This is a genomic window from Streptomyces sp. NPDC031265 (assembly GCF_055570295.1).
Window position 1 is genome coordinate 36,253 of the sequence record NZ_JBVIHM010000003.1, and the last position, 17,433, is coordinate 53,685.

Annotated in this window: 16 protein-coding genes; 2 read left to right on the plus strand and 14 right to left on the minus strand. The window is 71.3% G+C overall.

The features are described from left to right. Positions 1-2: 2 nt before the first annotated feature. From ACZ499_RS06555 to ACZ499_RS06600, 10 genes are all read right to left on the minus strand, one after another. Positions 3-923 (minus strand): ABC transporter permease, encoded by a 921-nt coding sequence (locus tag ACZ499_RS06555; RefSeq protein ID WP_468407676.1) that lies wholly within the window; start codon positions 921-923, stop codon positions 3-5. Continuing rightward, positions 910-1,698 carry an ABC transporter ATP-binding protein gene (locus ACZ499_RS06560; protein ID WP_468672930.1) on the minus strand — a complete coding sequence of 263 codons (789 nt, stop codon included), beginning with the start codon at positions 1,696-1,698 and terminating at the stop codon, positions 910-912. The genes ACZ499_RS06555 and ACZ499_RS06560 overlap by 14 nt, the downstream gene beginning before the upstream one ends. A 36-nt stretch (positions 1,699-1,734) precedes the next feature. After that, positions 1,735-2,847: an aliphatic sulfonate ABC transporter substrate-binding protein gene (locus ACZ499_RS06565; RefSeq protein WP_468672932.1), complete on the minus strand. Its 1,113-nt coding sequence runs from the start codon at positions 2,845-2,847 to the stop codon at positions 1,735-1,737. Positions 2,848-3,096: 249 nt separating this feature from the next. Continuing rightward, a complete protein-coding gene (locus tag ACZ499_RS06570) occupies positions 3,097-4,449 on the minus strand; it encodes a sulfate adenylyltransferase subunit 1 (protein WP_468672934.1) in 1,353 nt (450 codons plus the stop codon). Beyond that, complete coding sequence (gene cysD / locus ACZ499_RS06575; RefSeq protein ID WP_468672937.1) at positions 4,450-5,388, minus strand: sulfate adenylyltransferase subunit CysD; 939 nt, start codon at positions 5,386-5,388, stop codon at positions 4,450-4,452. It abuts the gene before it with no gap. Beyond that, positions 5,385-5,954, minus strand: a complete 570-nt coding sequence (gene cysC / locus ACZ499_RS06580; protein WP_468672940.1) for an adenylyl-sulfate kinase — start codon at positions 5,952-5,954, stop codon at positions 5,385-5,387. The genes cysD and cysC overlap by 4 nt, the downstream gene beginning before the upstream one ends. After that, positions 5,954-6,661 (minus strand): phosphoadenylyl-sulfate reductase, encoded by a 708-nt coding sequence (locus tag ACZ499_RS06585; protein WP_468672942.1) that lies wholly within the window; start codon positions 6,659-6,661, stop codon positions 5,954-5,956. The genes cysC and ACZ499_RS06585 overlap by 1 nt, the downstream gene beginning before the upstream one ends. Continuing rightward, positions 6,658-6,837 carry a hypothetical protein gene (locus ACZ499_RS06590; protein WP_468407667.1) on the minus strand — a complete coding sequence of 60 codons (180 nt, stop codon included), beginning with the start codon at positions 6,835-6,837 and terminating at the stop codon, positions 6,658-6,660. The genes ACZ499_RS06585 and ACZ499_RS06590 overlap by 4 nt, the downstream gene beginning before the upstream one ends. Beyond that, the gene (locus tag ACZ499_RS06595; RefSeq protein WP_468672946.1) at positions 6,834-8,531 is read right to left on the minus strand and encodes a nitrite/sulfite reductase; all 1,698 of its coding nucleotides are present in this window, start codon (positions 8,529-8,531) and stop codon (positions 6,834-6,836) included. The genes ACZ499_RS06590 and ACZ499_RS06595 overlap by 4 nt, the downstream gene beginning before the upstream one ends. A 113-nt stretch (positions 8,532-8,644) precedes the next feature. Continuing rightward, entirely contained in the window at positions 8,645-8,728 is an 84-nt protein-coding gene (locus ACZ499_RS06600) for a putative leader peptide (RefSeq protein ID WP_310591794.1), read from the minus strand. 181 nt (positions 8,729-8,909) lie between these two features. Here ACZ499_RS06600 and ACZ499_RS06605 point away from each other — a divergent pair, with 181 nt between their 5' ends. Next, positions 8,910-11,843, plus strand: coding sequence for an NACHT domain-containing protein (locus ACZ499_RS06605; protein WP_468672948.1), 2,934 nt, complete (start codon positions 8,910-8,912; stop codon positions 11,841-11,843). A gap of 1 nt (position 11,844) precedes the next feature. On the opposite strand, the gene ACZ499_RS06610 is transcribed toward ACZ499_RS06605, so the two are convergent. The 3 genes from ACZ499_RS06610 to ACZ499_RS06620 all read right to left on the minus strand — a co-directional run bounded on the left by ACZ499_RS06610 (position 11,845) and on the right by ACZ499_RS06620 (position 15,831). Next, complete coding sequence (locus ACZ499_RS06610; protein WP_468672950.1) at positions 11,845-12,405, minus strand: GNAT family N-acetyltransferase; 561 nt, start codon at positions 12,403-12,405, stop codon at positions 11,845-11,847. A gap of 58 nt (positions 12,406-12,463) precedes the next feature. Continuing rightward, positions 12,464-13,759: a helix-turn-helix domain-containing protein gene (locus ACZ499_RS06615; RefSeq protein ID WP_468672952.1), complete on the minus strand. Its 1,296-nt coding sequence runs from the start codon at positions 13,757-13,759 to the stop codon at positions 12,464-12,466. Positions 13,760-14,196: 437 nt separating this feature from the next. Beyond that, positions 14,197-15,831 carry an acyl-CoA dehydrogenase family protein gene (locus tag ACZ499_RS06620; protein ID WP_468407658.1) on the minus strand — a complete coding sequence of 545 codons (1,635 nt, stop codon included), beginning with the start codon at positions 15,829-15,831 and terminating at the stop codon, positions 14,197-14,199. A gap of 17 nt (positions 15,832-15,848) precedes the next feature. On the opposite strand from ACZ499_RS06620, the gene ACZ499_RS06625 reads away from it, so the two are divergent. Continuing rightward, positions 15,849-17,018, plus strand: a complete 1,170-nt coding sequence (locus ACZ499_RS06625; protein ID WP_468672956.1) for a YihY/virulence factor BrkB family protein — start codon at positions 15,849-15,851, stop codon at positions 17,016-17,018. Here the strand turns inward: ACZ499_RS06625 and ACZ499_RS06630 are convergent. Then, on the minus strand, positions 17,015-17,428 hold the full coding sequence (locus ACZ499_RS06630; protein WP_468672958.1) for a hypothetical protein: 414 nt from the start codon (positions 17,426-17,428) through the stop codon (positions 17,015-17,017). The genes ACZ499_RS06625 and ACZ499_RS06630 overlap by 4 nt on opposite strands. Positions 17,429-17,433: the final 5 nt, after the last annotated feature.

Sequence of the window (17,433 nt, forward strand, 5' to 3'; positions counted from 1 at the left end):
GCTCAGCTCTTCACCAACAGACCGCGGCTGCGCAGCACATAGCGCTCCAGCGGGCTGAAGATGAGCAGGTCGATCGCGATGCCGACGATCAGGATCAGGAAGATGGCGAGGAAGACGCCCGGCATGTCGGAGTTGTTGCGGCCGTTCTCCAGCAACTGGCCGAGCCCCAGGCCCAGATCGGGGGAGGACGCGATGATCTCGGCGGCCATCAGCGAGCGCCAGGAGAACGCCCAGCCCTGCTTCAGACCCGCCAGATAGCCGGGCAGCGCGGCGGGCATCACGATGTGCCAGGTGCCGCGCAGGCCGGTGGCGCCCAGGGTGCGGCCCGCGCGCAGGAACAGCGGCGGGACCTGGTCGACGCCGGAGACGAGGCCGTTGGCGATCGAGGGCACCGCGCCCAGCAGGATCACCGCGTACATCATCGAGTTGTTCAGGCCGAGCCAGATCACCGCCGGGGGCACCCACGCCACCGACGGCAGCGACTGGAGGCCGGACAGGATCGGCCCGATGGCGGCGCGGATGAACTTCACCCGGGCCACGATCAGCCCCAGCGGCGTCCCGATCGCCAGCGCGAGCAGGAAGCCGAGCAGCCCGCGCGAGACGCTGGTCCAGACGATGTCGAGCAGGGTGCCCTGGAGCCAGAGCTCCTTGAGGCCCGACCAGACCGAGGACGGCGAGGGCAGCTTGGTGTCGTCGGCGGCCTTCGCCCACACCAGGCCCTGCCAGACCACCAGGACCAGCGCGATCGCCGACAGGGGCGGCAGGATCTTCTGGACCAGGGTCTCGCGGAACGGGGTGCGCCCGCTCTGCACCGTCTCAAGCGCGTCGAGGCCCGCCTCCAGACCGGCCAGGTCGTGGGTGTCCTTGTCGGCCTTGACGGTCTTGGCGGCCTCGCCGGCCGCCGACGTCTCAGTGCTGGCCATGGCGGCGGATCTCCCCACGCAGTTGTTCGGTGATCTCTACGGAGAGCTCCGCGACGGCGGAGTCCTCGATGCGGCGCGGCTGCGGGATGTCCACGGTCCACTGGTGCGCCACCCGGCCCGGCCGGGACGAAAGCAGCACCACGCGCTGGGCGAGCCGGACGGCCTCACGCACGTTGTGCGTGACGAACAGGACGGACAGGTTCGTCTCGCGCCAGATGCGGGTCAGCTCGTCGTGCAGGACGTCCCGGGTGATGGCGTCGAGCGCCGCGAACGGCTCGTCCATCAGCAGCAGTTGGCTGTCCTGCGCGATCGCGCGGGCCATCGCCACGCGCTGGCGCATACCGCCGGACAGCTCGTGCACCCGCTTGCCGTACGCGCCGGTCAGCCGCACCAGTTCGAGCAGTTCCTCGGCGCGTTCGCGGCGCTCGGCCTTGGGCACGCCGCGCAGCCGCAGCGCGAGCTCGATGTTCTTGCCCGCGGTCAGCCACGGGAACAGCGCGTGCTCCTGGAACATCAGCGCGGGCCGCCCGCCGGGCGTCTCGATGGTCCCGGCGGTCGGCTTGTCGAGCCCTGCCACCAGGTTCAGGAGCGTCGACTTGCCGCACCCGGAGGCTCCCAGGAGGGTGACGAACTCGCCCGGCGCGACATCGAGGGTGATGTCGTCGAGCACGAGCTGGGGGCCGGCGGGACCCGCGAACGACTTCGACACGTGCCCGATCCGGGCGGCGTACTCCACCGTCGTACGGTCCGCGGCCTCGGCGACTGCAAGGGCCATGGTCGTCACCTCCTGGGAACTGGTACGGGTACGGGGTTACTTGACGCCGTAGCCGGCGTCGGCGACCGCGGGCCTGCCCAGGGCCTTGAGGACCTTGTTGAGCGGAGCCAGGTCGTAGATGCCGTCCAGGTCGGGCTTCTTCAGCAGACCGGCCTTGACCGCGTGGTCGGCCTCGATGCCGAGGGTGGCGGCCAGCGGGTCGTCGGTGGTCTTGATCGACTGCCACGCCGGGTCCAGGACGTTCGCGGGCAGCGCCTTGCCGCTGAGCGACTTCAGCGCGGCGTTCGCGGACGCCTTGGCCTTGTCCGGGTTGGCCTTGATCCAGTCGTTGGTCTTCACCGAGCCGCGCAGCACCGCCTCGACGACGTCGGGGTGCGCCTTGAGGAACTTCTGCGACACGATGATGTTCGTGATCACGAACTCCTTGTCGGCCCACAGGTCGGCCTCGTCGAGGAGGACCTTCGCGCCCTGCGCGACCAGCTTGGACGCGGTCGGCTCCGGCACCCAGGCGCCGTCGACGGAGCCGGACTTGTAGGCGTCCGGGGTGATCTTGTTGTCCGTACGGACCACGGAGACGTCGCCCTTGCCGCTCTGGGCGTCGACCTTCCAGCCCTTCTCGGCGATCCAGTTGAGGAAGGCCACGTCCTGGGTGTTGCCTAGCTGCGGGGTGGCGATCTTCTTGCCCTTGACGTCGTCCAGGGACCTGATCTTGTCCGGGTTGACCACCAGCTTCACGCCGCCCGACGCGGAGCCGCCGATGATGCGCAGGTTCTGGCCCTTGGACTTGGTGTAGCCGTTGATCGAGGGGGAGGGGCCGATCCAGCCGATGTCGATCGACCCGGCGTTGAGCGCCTCGATCTCGGAGGGGCCCGCGTTGAAGGTGGAGGTCTTCACCTCGGTGCCGCCCAGTTCCTTCTGGAACAGGCCCTCCTGAACGCCGACCAGCGCGGTGGCGTGGGTGAGGTTCGGGAAGTAGCCGATCTTCACGCTGTCCGCCGACAGCTTCTTGGCGTCGGAGGCGACGCCGGCCTTCTGGCTGTCGTCGGACTTGTCCTTCTCCGACCCGTAGCTGCAGGCGGCCAGGACGAGCAGCGGGAGGGACGCGGCGACGGCGAGGCCGCGGCGGAGGGCGGTGCGGTTGGCAGGCACGGGAGGGGTTCCTCTCGTTGGCCCGGCGGTCAACTCCCCCTGGGGACGGGGAAGATGGCCGGGAAGTCGGCAGGTCTTCGTCTGTGCGGATGGAGCGGGTCGTGCGGGTCGAGCCGCGGGGCGCGCGAGCGGTGCGCGTACGTCATCGCGCACATCGGCCCACTCCGCCCTGCCCGCTGCCGAGGGCGCCGCTGCCGACGCGGCCGCCCTCCTTCGCGAACGTGGAGTAGAAGTCGTGGATGGTCACGGTCAGAAGTCCCACCCGTCGTAGTCGACGTCGGCCTTGACCGGCTCGGGCGACGCGAACGACTCGCCGACCATGCCCGCGGTGAGCGTGGTGCCGTCGGCCGGGTCGATCAGGATGAAGGCACCGGTGCGGCGGGAGTCGGCGTACGAGTCGAGCGGCAGCGGCTCGGCGGTACGGATCTTGACGCGGCCGATGTCGTTGGCGACCAGCTGCCCCGGGTGCGGGTGCAGCGACAGGTCGTCGAGGGTCAGCCGGGACGGGATGTCCTTGACGATCGCCTTGACCGTACGGGTGCCGTGCTTGAGCAGCACACGGTGGCCCACGGAGAGCGGCTGGTCGGCCACATGGCAGACCGTCGCCTCCACGTCCTGCGTGGTCGCGGGCGCGTCCCCGCTCGGCACGATCAGATCGCCGCGCGAGATGTCGACGTCGTCGTCGAGGAGCAGCGTCACGGACTGCGGGGTCCAGGCCACGTTCACCGACTCGCCGAGCAGGTCGATCCCGGAGATCTTCGAGGTGCGGCCCGAGGGCAGTACGGTCACGCTCTCGCCGACGCGGAAGGTGCCCGCGGCGATCTGGCCCGCGTAGCCCCGGTAGTCGGGGTGCTCGGCGGTCTGCGGGCGGATCACGTACTGCACGGGCAGCCGGGCGTGGCAGCCGGTGAGGTCGTGGCTGACCGGGACCGTCTCCAGGTGCTCCAGGACGGTCGGACCGCCGTACCAGTCCATGTGGGCGGACGGCTCCACCACGTTGTCGCCGGCCAGCGCCGAGATCGGGATCGCGGTGATCTCCGGCACGCCCAGTTCGCCGGCGTACGTGGTGAACTCCTCGGCGATCGCCGCGAAGACCTTCTCCTCGTATCCGACCAGGTCCATCTTGTTGACCGCGAGCACCACGTGCGGCACCCGCAGCAGGGCGGCGACCGCGGCGTGCCGGCGGGTCTGCTCGACCACGCCGTTGCGGGCGTCGACCAGGACCAGGGCGAGGTCGGCGGTGGAGGCGCCGGTCACCATGTTCCGGGTGTACTGCACGTGCCCGGGGGTGTCGGCCAGGATGAACCGGCGCCGCGGGGTGGCGAAGTAGCGGTAGGCGACGTCGATGGTGATGCCCTGCTCGCGCTCGGCCCGCAGGCCGTCGGTGAGCAGCGCCAGGTCCGGGGCGTCCTGGCCGCGCTTGGCGGAGGCGGCCTCGACGGCCTCCAGCTGGTCGGTGAGGACCGACTTGGAGTCGTGGAGGAGGCGGCCCACCAGGGTGGACTTGCCGTCGTCGACGGACCCGGCGGTCGCGAAGCGCAGCAGGGTGGTGGCTGAACTGCCACCGGCGATCTCCGCGAACTGCTCGATGGTGGTGGACATTTAGAAGTACCCCTCGCGCTTGCGGTCTTCCATCGCGGCCTCGGACATCTTGTCGTCGGCGCGCGTCGCGCCCCGCTCGGTGAGCCGGGAGGCGGCGATCTCGGCGATCACGGCGTCCAGCGTCGTCGCGTCGGAGTCGACGGCGCCGGTGCAGGACATGTCGCCGACCGTGCGGTAGCGGATCAGCCGGGTCTCGACGCTCTCGTCCTGCTTGGGGCCGCCCCAGTCGCCCGCGGTCAGCCACATACCGGCCCGCCGGAACACCTCGCGCTCGTGCGCGAAGTAGATCTGCGGCAGCTCGATCTCCTCGCGGGCGATGTACTGCCACACGTCCAGCTCGGTCCAGTTGGAGAGCGGGAAGACCCGGACGTGCTCGCCCGGCGCGTGCCGGCCGTTGTAGAGCTGCCACAGCTCGGGGCGCTGGCGGCGCGGGTTCCACTGCGAGAACTCGTCGCGCAGCGAGAACACCCGCTCCTTGGCCCGGGCCTTCTCCTCGTCGCGCCGTCCGCCGCCGAACACGGCGTCGAAGCGGTGTTGCCGGATGGCCTCGGTCAGCGGCACGGTCTGCAGCGGGTTGCGGGTGCCGTCCGGGCGCTCCTTGAGGACGCCGCGGTCGATGTACTCCTGCACGGAGGCGACGTGCAGCCGCAGCCCGTGCTCGGAGACCGCGCGGTCCCGGTACTCGAGCACCTCGGGGAAGTTGTGCCCGGTGTCGACGTGCAGCAGCGTGAAGGGGACCGCCGCGGGGGCGAACGCCTTCAGCGCCAGGTGCAGCATGACGATCGAGTCCTTGCCGCCGGAGAAGAGGATCACCGGCCGCTCGAACTCGCCCGCCACCTCGCGGAAGATGTGCACCGCCTCGGACTCCAGGGCGTCGAGGTGGGTCAGCGCGTACGGGCTGTCGGTGCCCTCGGTCAGGGCGGCAGCGGTCGTCGTCATGCGAGACCCCTCTCGGTGAGCAGTGCGTGGAGGGCGGACGCGGACTCCCGCACGGTCTGCTGGTGCGACTCGATCCGCAGGTCGGGCGATTCGGGGGCCTCGTAGGGGTCGTCGACCCCGGTGAGCCCGCTGATCTCGCCGGCCGCCTGCTTGGCGTACAGGCCCTTCACATCGCGTTCGGAGCAGACCTCCACGGGAGTGGCGACGTGTACCTCCAGATAGGCGGTGCCCTCGGACCGGTGGCGCCCCCGGACCGCGTCACGGCTGTCTGCGTACGGGGCGATCACCGGCACCAGCGCCTTGACGCCGTTGGAGGCGAGCAGTTCGGCGACGAAGCCGATCCGCTGCACATTGGTGTGCCGGTCCTCGCGGCTGAAGCCGAGCCCGGCCGAGAGGAACTCGCGGATCTCGTCGCCGTCGAGCACCTCGGCCCGGTGGCCCTCCCCGCGCAGCCGGTCCGCCAGCTCGTACGCGATGGTGGTCTTGCCCGCGCTGGGCAGCCCGGTGAGCCAGATGGTGGCTCCGGTGGTGGCCCCGCTCACTTGGTTCTCCTGGGTGTTGGTCATCAGCCGTGCAGCCCGCACTCGGTCTTGTCGCGCCCGGCCCAGCGGCCGGCCCGCGCGTCCTCGCCCTCCGCCACGCGGCGGGTGCAGGGCGCGCAGCCGATGGACGGATAGCCGTCCATGAGCAGCAGGTTGGTGATCACGCCGTGCTCCGCGACGTACGCGTCCACGTCGTCCTGCGTCCAGCGGGCGATCGGGGAGACCTTGACCTTCTGCCGCTTCTCGTCCCAGCCGACCACCGGGGTGTTCGCCCGGGTCGGGGACTCGTCGCGGCGCAGGCCGGTCGCCCACGCGGAGTACGCGGTCAGGCCCTCCTGGAGCGGCTTGACCTTGCGCAGCGCGCAGCACAGGTCCGGGTCGCGGTCGTGCAGCTTCGGGCCGTACTGGGCGTCCTGCTGGGCCACGGTCTGACGCGGTGTCAGCGTGATGAGGTTGACGTCCAGCACGGCGGCCACCGCGTCCCGGGTGCCGATGGTCTCCGGGAAGTGGTAGCCGGTGTCGAGGAACACCACGTCCACGCCGGGCAGCGCGCGCGAGGCGAGATGGGCGACCACCGCGTCCTCCATCGAGGAGGTCACGCAGAACCGCTTGCCGAAGGTGTCGGCCGCCCAGCGGAGTATGTCGAGGGGCTCGGCCTCTTCGAGTTCGCGCCCGGCCGCCTCGGCCAGTGCCCTGAGCTCGTCGGCCGAGTGCGCCTGAAGGGTCGTCATGAGGTCTCCTCCCGCAGGTGTCCGGTCCGCGGCCCACGGGCCAGCAGTCCGAGGAACGAGAGCCGGAACGCGCGGTTGCAGCTCGCGCATTCCCAGGCCGTGTGGCCCTCCTCGGACGGACGGAGGTCCTCGTCCCCGCAGTACGGGCAGTAGAAGGGCGCCGCTCGCTCGCTCACGACAGGGCCTCCTCGTCGGCGCGCGCGGTCCAGGAGGCGAACCGCTCGCCGGTCTCGCGCTCGGCCTCGAAGCGCTTGAGGACCCGCTCCACGTAGTCGGGCAGCTCGGCCGAAGTGACCTTCAGACCGCGGACCTTGCGGCCGAAGCCCGCCTCCAGGCCGAGCGCGCCGCCCAGGTGCACCTGGTAGCCCTCGACCTGCTCGCCCTCGTCGTTCAGGACCAGCTGCCCCTTGAGACCGATGTCCGCGACCTGGATACGGGCGCAGGCGTTCGGGCAGCCGTTGATGTTGATGGTGAGCGGCTCGTCGAAGTCCGGGATGCGGCGCTCCAGTTCGTCGATGAGCGCGGCGCCGCGCGCCTTCGTCTCGACGATCGCGAGCTTGCAGTACTCGATGCCGGTGCAGGCCATCGTGCCGCGGCGGAAGGGGGACGGCGCGACCTTCAGGTCCAGTGCCTCCAACCCCGCCACCAGCGACTCGACCTGCTCCTCCGCCACATCGAGCACGATCATCTTCTGCTCGGCGGTGGTGCGCAGCCGGCCGGAGCCGTGCGCCTCGGCGAGCTCCGCGATCTTGGTGAGGACGGTGCCGTCGACGCGGCCGACGCGGGGCGCGAAGCCGACGTAGAAGCGGCCGTCCCGCTGCTTGTGGACGCCGAGGTGGTCGCGCCAGACGGCGGGCGGCTGCTGGGGCGCCGGTCCGTCGGTCAGCTCGCGCTTCAGGTACTCGTCCTCCAGGACCTGGCGGAACTTCTCCGGGCCCCAGTCGGCCACCAGGAACTTCAGCCGGGCGCGGGTGCGCAGTCGCCGGTAGCCGTAGTCGCGGAAGATGGCGATGACACCGCCGAACACGTCCGGCACCTCCTCCAGCGGCACCCAGGCGCCCAGGCGCACCCCCAGCTTGGGGTTGGTGGAGAGCCCGCCGCCGACCCACAGGTCGAAGCCGGGGCCGTGCTCGGGGTGTTCGACGCCGACGAACGCGATGTCGTTGATCTCATGCGCCACGTCGAGCAGCGGCGAGCCGGAGATCGCGGACTTGAACTTGCGCGGCAGGTTGGAGAATTCGGGGTTGCCGATGAACCGGCGCTGGATCTCGTCGATCGCGGACGAGCCGTCGATGATCTCGTTCTCGGCGATGCCGGCGACCGGCGAGCCGAGGATGACCCGCGGGGTGTCGCCGCACGCCTCGGTGGTCGACAGGCCCACGGCTTCGAGCCGCCGCCAGATCTCCGGCACGTCCTCGATGCGGATCCAGTGGTACTGGATGTTCTGCCGGTCGGTGAGGTCGGCCGTCCCGCGCGCGAACTCCTGCGAGATCTCACCGATCACCCGCAACTGCTCGGTGGTCAGCCGCCCGCCGTCGATCCGTACGCGCAGCATGAAGTACGAGTCGTCGAGCTCCTCCGGCTCCAGGATCGCGGTCTTGCCGCCGTCGATCCCGGGCTTGCGCTGGGTGTACAGACCCCACCAGCGCATGCGTCCGCGCAGGTCGTTGGGGTCGATGGAGTCGAATCCGCGCTTGGAGTAAATCGTCTCAATACGTGTCCGCACATTGAGACCGTCGTCGTCCTTCTTGAACTGCTCGTTCCCGTTGAGCGGCGTGAAGTGACCGACGGCCCACTGACCTTCACCACGGTGGCGCCCCGGCTTGCGGCGGGGTGCGGTGGAGGCGGGCTTGTCTGGGGTGGCGGCCATGGAGATACGTCCTTCGGGACTGCAGGAGGGCGGCTCTGACCTGCACACTCGCGCTGACGGTGCGGCGGTGCGCAAGTACGGTGAAGAAGCTGGGGCGGCGGTGCTGGGGTCTCTCAGCGGGCCGGACAGATGGCGCTGGACATACGGCCCAGGTCGACGTGTCGTCGACTCACCAAGGCAATTCCAGTTCCGGACATGACGGAAGCGTGTCACGCGCATCTCGGGCCAGTCCACCACTATCCAAAATGTGGACAACAATGTCCCGCATCATGAGACGGTGTGTTGTGGGTCACCTCGGGCGTCCGCCGGACGCGGGACCGGCGCCGCTCCTATCCTGCCTTGTGCCGGGAGGCGCCGGGGGGCGAAGGGGGCACGCGCGTGTGGAGTCAGCTGCAGTCATGGGGCCTGGCCGCGGGGGCCTTCGCCGCGGGGGTCCTGGTCCTCAAAATGAAGGACTGGTTCAAGTCGCTCGTGGACAAGGTCGCGGCCCTGCTCTACGACCGGCTCGCGGGCAGCGCGCTGCTCGCCCGCACGGCACTGCGCCGCTATATCGTCCGTGTCCACGAGCGCCACGAGCGCTTCTCCGTCTCCTTCCGGTTCGAGGATCCGCAGGCCATGGACATGTCGCAGGTGTACGTGCCGCTGCGTACCGCGTCCGGCTTCGGCGCGGGCGCGCAGCAGAGCGAGGCGGCGGCGTCGCTCCACGAGGCCCGCCGGGCCGTGGTCCTCGGCGTACCCGGCGCGGGCAAGACGATGCTCCTGCGCCACACCGTCCTCGCCTGGTGCCGCGAGCGCTACCGCCCGGACGGCCCGCCGCGCCGCACCTGGTACGGACGCCGCCGCCCGCCCAAGGCGGAACCGGGTGAGCTCGTCGACGTACCGGTCCTGCTGAAGCTGCACGAGGTGAACCTGGAGAAGGGGGATCTCCGTGACCACATCGTGAAACACTTCGCGGACCATGACTTCCCGGGCGCGGGGAAGTGGACCGACCGGGCGCTCGCTGAGGGCCGCCTCGCCGTGTACTTCGACGGCCTGGACGAGGTCCCGACGGCCCAGCGCAAAGAGGTCGCGGACGCGATCGGCCAGTTCATGCGCACCCAGGCGAAGTGCCGGACGGTGGTGACCTGCAGGATCGCGGTCTACCGGGGCGAGTTCAACGAGGACGCCGACCGCACCCTGCGGGTCCAGGAGTTCGACGAACGCCTCGTCCGCCGCTTCCTGCACGGCTGGCCCTGGCCGGAACGCCTGGCGCCCGACACGGTGGAGCAGCTGCTCGGCGCCCTGCGCGACACCCCGCAGCTGATGCCGCTTGCCCGCAATCCGCTGCTCCTGACGATGATCGCGTACCTGTACTGCAATGTGTACGCGGGCACGGACCAGGTGCTTCCGCATACCCGCGCCGACTTCTACAAGCAGGTCACGGGCAGCCTGCTCGGCGACCGACAGCGCGACGCCCGCTTCCCGCCCCCGGCGAAGAAGGCGGTCCTTCAGGCCCTCGCCCTCGCGGCGCAGGACGTCCCCTCGAACGTCCACGACCGCCTGGCCCTGCCGGAGCGGGAGGTCCTGTCGTGCGTACGGGCCGCCCTGGAGGAACAGGGGCGTCCGGCGGATCAGGCGCAGGAGGTACTGGAGGAGATCGTCGAGCGCAGCGGGCTGCTGCTTGCGGTGGACAGCGGCGAGCGCTACCAGTTCGCCCACCTCACGCTCCAGGAGTACCTGGCCGCGACGCGTCTCGCGGCCGACCCGTCGGGCCTGCTCGACCGCTACCGCCGCGACCCCGCCGCCTGGCGGGAGACGGTTCGGCTGTGGTGCGGGGCGGAGACGCGGGACTGTACGGAGGTGGTGCGGGCGGTGCTGGCGCTGGATGAGGTGCTGGCGTTTCAGTGCTTGGCGGATGCGCGGGTGGTGGACGAGGGCCTCGCCGACGAGATCGTGGGGAGGTTCCGGGAACGGCTGGGGCGGGAGACCGGTGCGGACCTCCAGGCGGTGATCGCCGCGTTCGGCCTGGTGGCGGCGGATCGGCGACCGCGAGGGGCGGCGGTGTTCCGCATGCTGTCGACGTTCGCCGCCGATGGGCGGCGCTCCGTGCGCCAGGAGGCGGCGCTGGCCGCGCTCGCCGCCACCAATCTGCCGAGGGCGGCCGAGCGGCTCGCGGAACTGCTGCCCACGGTTCCAGGGGCCGGACCGGCCCTCGTGCGGATGGGCGACCTGGCGGTGCCGGCACTGAGGGAGGCTGTGCGGTGGGGGGAAGGGGCCGTGGTACGGCTGCTGTGGGAGATACGGACCCCACGTGCGGCCGTCGCGTTGGCCACGCTCCCTACGGACGAGACCGGTTACGGGTGGTTGTGGGCGGCGGACCGGGCGTTCTTCCTCGCGGACCTGCTGCGGGACCTGGAGATCGAGAGTGCGCTGCGGGAGCTCCCGCAGAGGTCCTTCGACGGGGACTTCCTCTGGGTGTGGCAGCCATTCGCCAAGGGAGAGGGGGACCCTCTCGTAAAGCGCGTGAGCCTGATCGCGGCGGCGATCTGGGCTGCGGTGGAGTCCCCGCCGGAGGGCGTACGGGCCGATCCGCGCATCCTCGCCGCGCTGGCCCTGGTGGGAGGGGAAGCGCGTGCCGGTCTCGCCGCCTCGGTGACCGATGATGCGCTGGCGGGCGAGCTGGGACGCCGGGCCGGCGCCGCCATCTCTTCGGCCGAGATGGCGTCGGCCCTGGAGTCCGGCAGCCCAGCCGCGCGGGGGGAGCGGTTCCTGCGGCTGGCCGGGCTTTCCGCACTTCAGCTGCACATGCTCGCCCTGCTCCCGGACCGCCTGCGTGCCTCGGTCGCAGCCGTGCTCTGCAGACAGAGCGCGATCACCACAGACGCCTGGGAACGGGTCAACGAGCCGGTCCGGGACTACCACCGGATCAGCGTTTGGCCGGTCCGGATTCTGGTCGCGATCGGCGTCACCGTCTCCGGCGTTGCGGCGGAGCGTGCGGCGGAGGTGGCCGTCGGCTGGCACCCCTGGGGGCCCGAGTGGCTGGGCTGGGTGGTGATGTTCGGGATCGTCGGCGGCTGGGCGATGCTCTTCGCGCATTCGGAGATCAGCGATGTCGCATTCGCCACCGGAGTGGTGGTGCTGGCGGTCGCGGTCGGCGTGTACGCCACGGTGGCGGCGCACGACTGGTGGGGGACCGCCATCGTGGTGGAGGTCTGGGGGGCCATGGTGAGCGTCTGTGTGGCGCTCGGCGCACTGGCGGTGGCCTTCGACCGCCGCGCCGTAGCCTCCCGCACGCCCCTGCGCCGCTTCGTCCAGGGCCACCTGAACCCGTAACTCACGCCCCCGGCCAAGCCCCCGGCGCCGCCACCTCCGCCTGCTCCTCCACCTTCGTGTCGAACAGCCGGAACCCCCGCCGCACGTAGTTGTCCATTGCGTGCTCCCCGTCCAGCGAGCACGTGTGCAGCCACACCCGCTTGGTCGGAGCGCGGTCCGGCCACCGCTCCGCCAGGTCCCAGGCGCGGGCGATGCCGTACGACAGGAGGTGGCCGCCGATGCGGCGGCCCCGGAACGCGGGGATCAGGCCGAAGTAGACGATTTCCACCGCGCCCTCGTCCTGCGCGTCGAGCTCGACGTAACCGGCCGGGGTGCCGTTCTCGTACGCCACCCACGTCTCCACGCCCGGCTTGGCCAGGAACTCCTGCCACTGTGCGTACGACCACGACAGACGGTCGATCCAGCGGATGTCGCCGCCCACCGCCGTGTAGAGGAAGCGGCTGAACTCGGGCGAGGGCGCCGCCGCCCGGACGATCCGGACGTCCCCGGCGGGCTCGGCCGCGGGGCGGAGGTCGCCCGGAGAGGTCTGTTCCAGCGACCACGTGGTGACGTCGATGTTCATGCCGTTCAGAGAATCACGGTCGCCGCCCCGACCCCAAGCCGGGGCCGGAAGCCCCCGCTCAGTGCGGGTGGTGGCGGGCGCCGAGGACCGCCGGGGCCGTCGAGTGGGGGAGCAGGTCCGCCGGGTGGGCAGGCTGGATCACCGCCACCTCCACGTCCTCCGCGAACCGGTACGGCCGGTGGGCGAGCACCTCGGCGAGATGGCGCCGCAACCGGGACATCTCCGCCCGTACGGTCACCGTACGCGTAGGGTCCTCGAAGATGTCGTGGGCCAGCTGCGCGGCCGTGCGCCCGGCGCGGTGCAGGGCCAGTAAGTAGAGGAGCTCGGCATGGCGTGGGCTCAGCTCCTGCGCCCAGCTGCCCGCGTCCCCCGAGACCGTCACCGACGAGCGGCGCGGGCGGCTCAGATCCAGCACCACCCGCCGCGGTGGCGCGTCCGCCCGCCGTACGTCGTCGTCCACCGCCTGCACCAGCCAGCCGCCCGGCAGCGGCTCGACCGCGCACATGCCGAGCGAGGGCAGCCAGACGCGGCCCGCCCGGAACGACTTCGGCAGCGGCAGCCGGTCCACCGGCGGCATCCCCGTCACCGCGGCCGTCCAGCCGTTGGTGTCGACGGCGAGCGCCCGGCCGCCGACCCGGCACAGCACGGGAGCCGCCACCGTCCGCAGCCGTTCCACGGCGGCGAGATGGCGGGTGCGCAGCTCGGCCTCGGCGAGGCGCGCGACGGAGATGACGAACGCGAGAGTCGCCGGGTGCATCGTCGACAGCGGGCCGCTCACGTCCACCACGCCGAGCAGCCGCCCGTCGCGCGGGTCGACGACCGGCGCGCCCGCACACGTCCAGGTGTGGTGGGCGGAGACGAAGTGCTCGGCCGAGTACACCTGCATCGGGCGGCCGGTGATCAGCGGGGTGCCCACCCCGTTGGTCCCCACCACGCCCTCGCTCCAGTCGGCCCCGACCTCGAACCCCAGTGCGTCGGCGTTCCTGAGGACGGAGGCGTGGCCCTCGCGCCACAGCAGCTTTCCGTCGGCGTCGGAGACGACCATGATGTGCTGCGCGGCGTCCGCGACCGACACCAGCGCCTCCCGCAGCACCGGCAGCACCTCCTTGAGGGGAGAGGACCGGCGGCGCCGCTCCACCTCCTCCAGCGGCAGCAGCCCCACGTGGTTGTCGCCGTCCGGGTCCACCCCGTGGTCGAGCACCCGGCGCCAGGACGCGTCGATCTCCGCGCGCGGGGTGACCTTGGAGGGCCGGCCGGCGAGTGCGGCCGCCCGCATGCCCTTCAGCAGCCGGGTGGCTTCCCGCACGTCCATCGCGGCCAGCCGGGCCGGGTCGAGGGGGGTGGTGTCCTGCATGGGGCCTCCTGCCGGCACCGGCGATCCGAGGGGGAGTTGAACGCGGGTGCCATGAATTCATCGTGCCCGCCCGGGCGTTCGCGCGCGGCGATATGCCGCACATGGGTTGCAACCCTTTGCAACTCTCGCGAACGGCCGTGTGTGTGTACGAAGGTGGTGGAACACCGGACGTCCGGTCGTCATGGCCCGTAAGGGCGCATGAGAGTGCGGGGGTGGTGCCGTGTCGGCGCAGCACCACCCCCGACGGACGTTCCGGTCCAGCGTACGACCGCCCCACGGACGGCCGTAGCCGACTCGGACGCACCGACCAGAACTGTCCGGACGTACAGGCCACGACCGTCCGGACGTACAGGCCACGACCGTCCGGACGTACAGGCCACGACCGTCCGGACGTACAGGCCACGACCGTCCGGACGTACAGGCCGCAACCGCCCGGCTCAGACCTGAGCCCGCGCTCGCTCCACGACCGTGCCCAGGTCGAGCGTGTGCGGCAGCGTCCCGAAGGCCGTGCCCCAGTCGCCGCCGAGCCGGGACGCGCAGAACGCGTCCGCGACCTCCGACGGCGCCCAGCGCACCAGCAGCGCCCCCTGGAGCACCAGCGCCATCCGCTCCACCAGCCGGCGCGCCCGGGCCTCGATGCCGTCCAGGTCGGCCAGCTCCGTCAGCAGGTTCTTGATCGCCCCGTCCAGGCGGTGGTCCGCGCCTCGCGCGCGGCCGACCTCCTGGAGGAAAGCGTCCAGGGCGTGCGGCTCGCGTTGCAGCGCCCGCAGTACGTCCAGCGCCTGGACGTTGCCCGAGCCCTCCCAGATCGAGTTCAGCGGTGACTCGCGCAACAGCCGGGGCAGCCCGGACTCCTCCACGTACCCGTTGCCGCCCAGACATTCGAGGGCCTCGGCGACGACCGGCGTACAGCGCTTGGTCACCCAGTACTTGGCGGCCGGCACCGCGAGCCGCAGCAGCGCCCGCTCCTCCTCGCTGCCGGAGTCGTTGGCCGCCGCGAGCCGCAGCGCCAGCGTGGTCGCCGCCTCCGACTCCAGGGCCAGATCCGCCAGCACGTTCTTCATCAGCGGCTTCTCGATCAGCACCCCGCCGAACGCGCTGCGGTACGCCGCGTGGTGGATCGCCTGCGCCACGCCCTGCCGCATCAGCGCCGCCGAGCCGACCACGCAGTCGAGCCGGGTCGCCGCCACCATCTCGATGATGGTGCGCACCCCGCGCCCCTCCTCCCCGACCCGGCGCGCCCACGTCTCGTCGAACTCGACCTCGCTGGACGCGTTCGACTTGTTGCCCAGCTTGTCCTTGAGCCGCTGGATCCGGAACGTGTTACGGGTCTCGTCCTCCAGGACCCGGGGCACCAGGAAGCAGGTCAGCCCGCCCGGCGCCTGCGCGAGCACCAGGAACCCGTCGCACATCGGCGCCGAGCAGAACCACTTGTGCCCGGTCAGCAGATATTCACCGCCGTCCCCGAGCGGCCTCGCCTGGGTGGTGTTGGCCCGGACGTCACTGCCGCCCTGCTTCTCCGTCATGCCCATCCCGAAGAGCACCCCGGCCTTCCCGGCGGCCGGCCGAAGCCCCTCCTCGTACACATGCGAGGTGAGCCGGGGCTCCCACTCGGCGGCCAGCGCCGGATCGGTCCGCAGCGCGGGCACGGCCGCGTGCGTCATCGACAGCGGGCACCCGTGGCCCGCCTCGGCCTGCGTCCACACCAGGAACCCGGCGGCGCGCCGCACATGGCCGCCCGGCCGTCCCCAGGCGTCCGTGAGCCCCGCCCCGACGGCGTGGCCGAGCAGTCGGTGCCAGCTCGGGTGGAAGTCGACCTCGTCGATGCGGTTGCCGTAGCGGTCGTGGGTGCGGAGCTTGGGCGGGTTCTCGTTCGCCAGCACGCCCCACTCCTGCGCCTGGGCGGAACCGGCGGTGCGCCCGAGGGCGCTGAGCTCGTCCCGCGCCTCCTCGACGAGATCGGGCGCCAGATGCCGTTCCACCCCCTCGGCAAGAGCGCGGTCGGACGAGAATACGTCGTATCCCACCAGGGGCGGAGCCTGGTTGGTCACTGTGTGGGTGGTGGCTGCCATGCCGATACGGTAAGGAGGTGCAGCCAGCAAATGAAACACCCGAGCGGCCATGGGGCCGACTCCACCGGGCCCCCAGCAGACTCCACCGGGCCCGCGTCCTCTACCGCAACGTATCGAAGCGGAAGACGGCCTGGCTGCTCCTGAAGGACACCGTCAACTCGTGCATCGAGTACCGCATCCTCGGGCTCGCGGCCGAAGCGGCCTTCTTCACCCTGCTCTCGCTGCCTCCGCTGCTGCTCAGCCTGGTCGCGCTGCTCGGCTACGTGGACGGCTGGACCAACACGCACACCGTCGCCAGCATCAACAAGAACATCCTCACCGCCGCCCAGTCGGTCCTCTCCGACCGGGGCGTCCACGATTTCGCCGAGCCGCTCCTGGCGGACGTCACCAAGGGGAAACGGCCGGAAATCGTCTCCATCGGCTTCGCCTTCGCGCTCTGGTCGGGCTCCCGGGCCGTCAACGTCTTCATCGACACCATCACCGTGATGTACGGGCTCGACGGCCACCGGGGCATCGTGCGCACCCGGATGCTCTCACTGCTGCTCTACATCGTGGCCCTGCTGATCGGCGCGGTGGTGCTGCCGCTCGCGGTGGTGGGCCCGGACCGGGTGGTCGAGCTGATCCCATGGGGAACGGACCTGATCAGCGTTCTGTACTGGCCCGTGATGATCCTCCTTTCGGTGGCATTTCTGACCACCCTCTTCCACGTCTCGGTGCCGGTCCGCTCCCCGTGGATCGAGGACGTGCCGGGCGCGCTGGTGGCCCTCGCCATGTGGGTGCTCGGATCGTTCCTGCTGCGGATCTACCTCACCAACACGGTCGAGGGCCCCACGATCTACGGCTCGCTGGCCGCGCCCGTCGCCGTGCTGCTGTGGATCGGGGTCTCGGCCTTCGCGGTCCTGGTGGGCGCGGCCGTCAACGCGGCGATCGACCGGGTCTGGCCGTCGGTCGCCACGGCCGCCGCCCGCGCCGCCAACGAGCGGGTCAAGGCGGCCCAGGCCGCCGAGATCGTGGCCCGCGCCGCCCAGGCCCGGGCCGCCTACCAGCCCGACCCGGACGACCCCGACCCCGCCGACCCCGGGATGCCGTCGGAGTACCCGGAGCGGTGGTCGCGCTTCCTGCCCCCGGACGACGTGAAGTCCCGACTGCACGGGACGCGGGACCCGCACGGCAAGGACAGGCCCTAGTCGTTCTGCAGCGCGTCGGTGATCGCGCCGAGCGACGTGGTCACCGGCGTCGCCCCGGCCGCCCTCGGGTCCGCCGCCGAGCCTGCCCCGTCGGCGATCCCGACGTACGGGACGCCGAGCCGGGCGGCGGCCGCCGCGGCACCGGGCATGCGCCCGACGACGAGCGCGCTCGTTTCCTGCGGCGCAGCCGGTCCATGACGACGACCGGTGACACACCGCCGAGCGGCGGCTCGATGCAGTGCGGACTCGGCGGCCGCCCCGATGCCCTCAAGCGCGCTGTCGCACGTACGGGCCGCCTCGGAGACGGAGTTGTCGCCCCGGCGTACCGACCTGGCGCCGGAGGCATGCCGTTCGACCTCCACCACGACCTGCGCACCGTCGTCCGTCTGGAACTCCAGCAGCGCACCCATCGCCG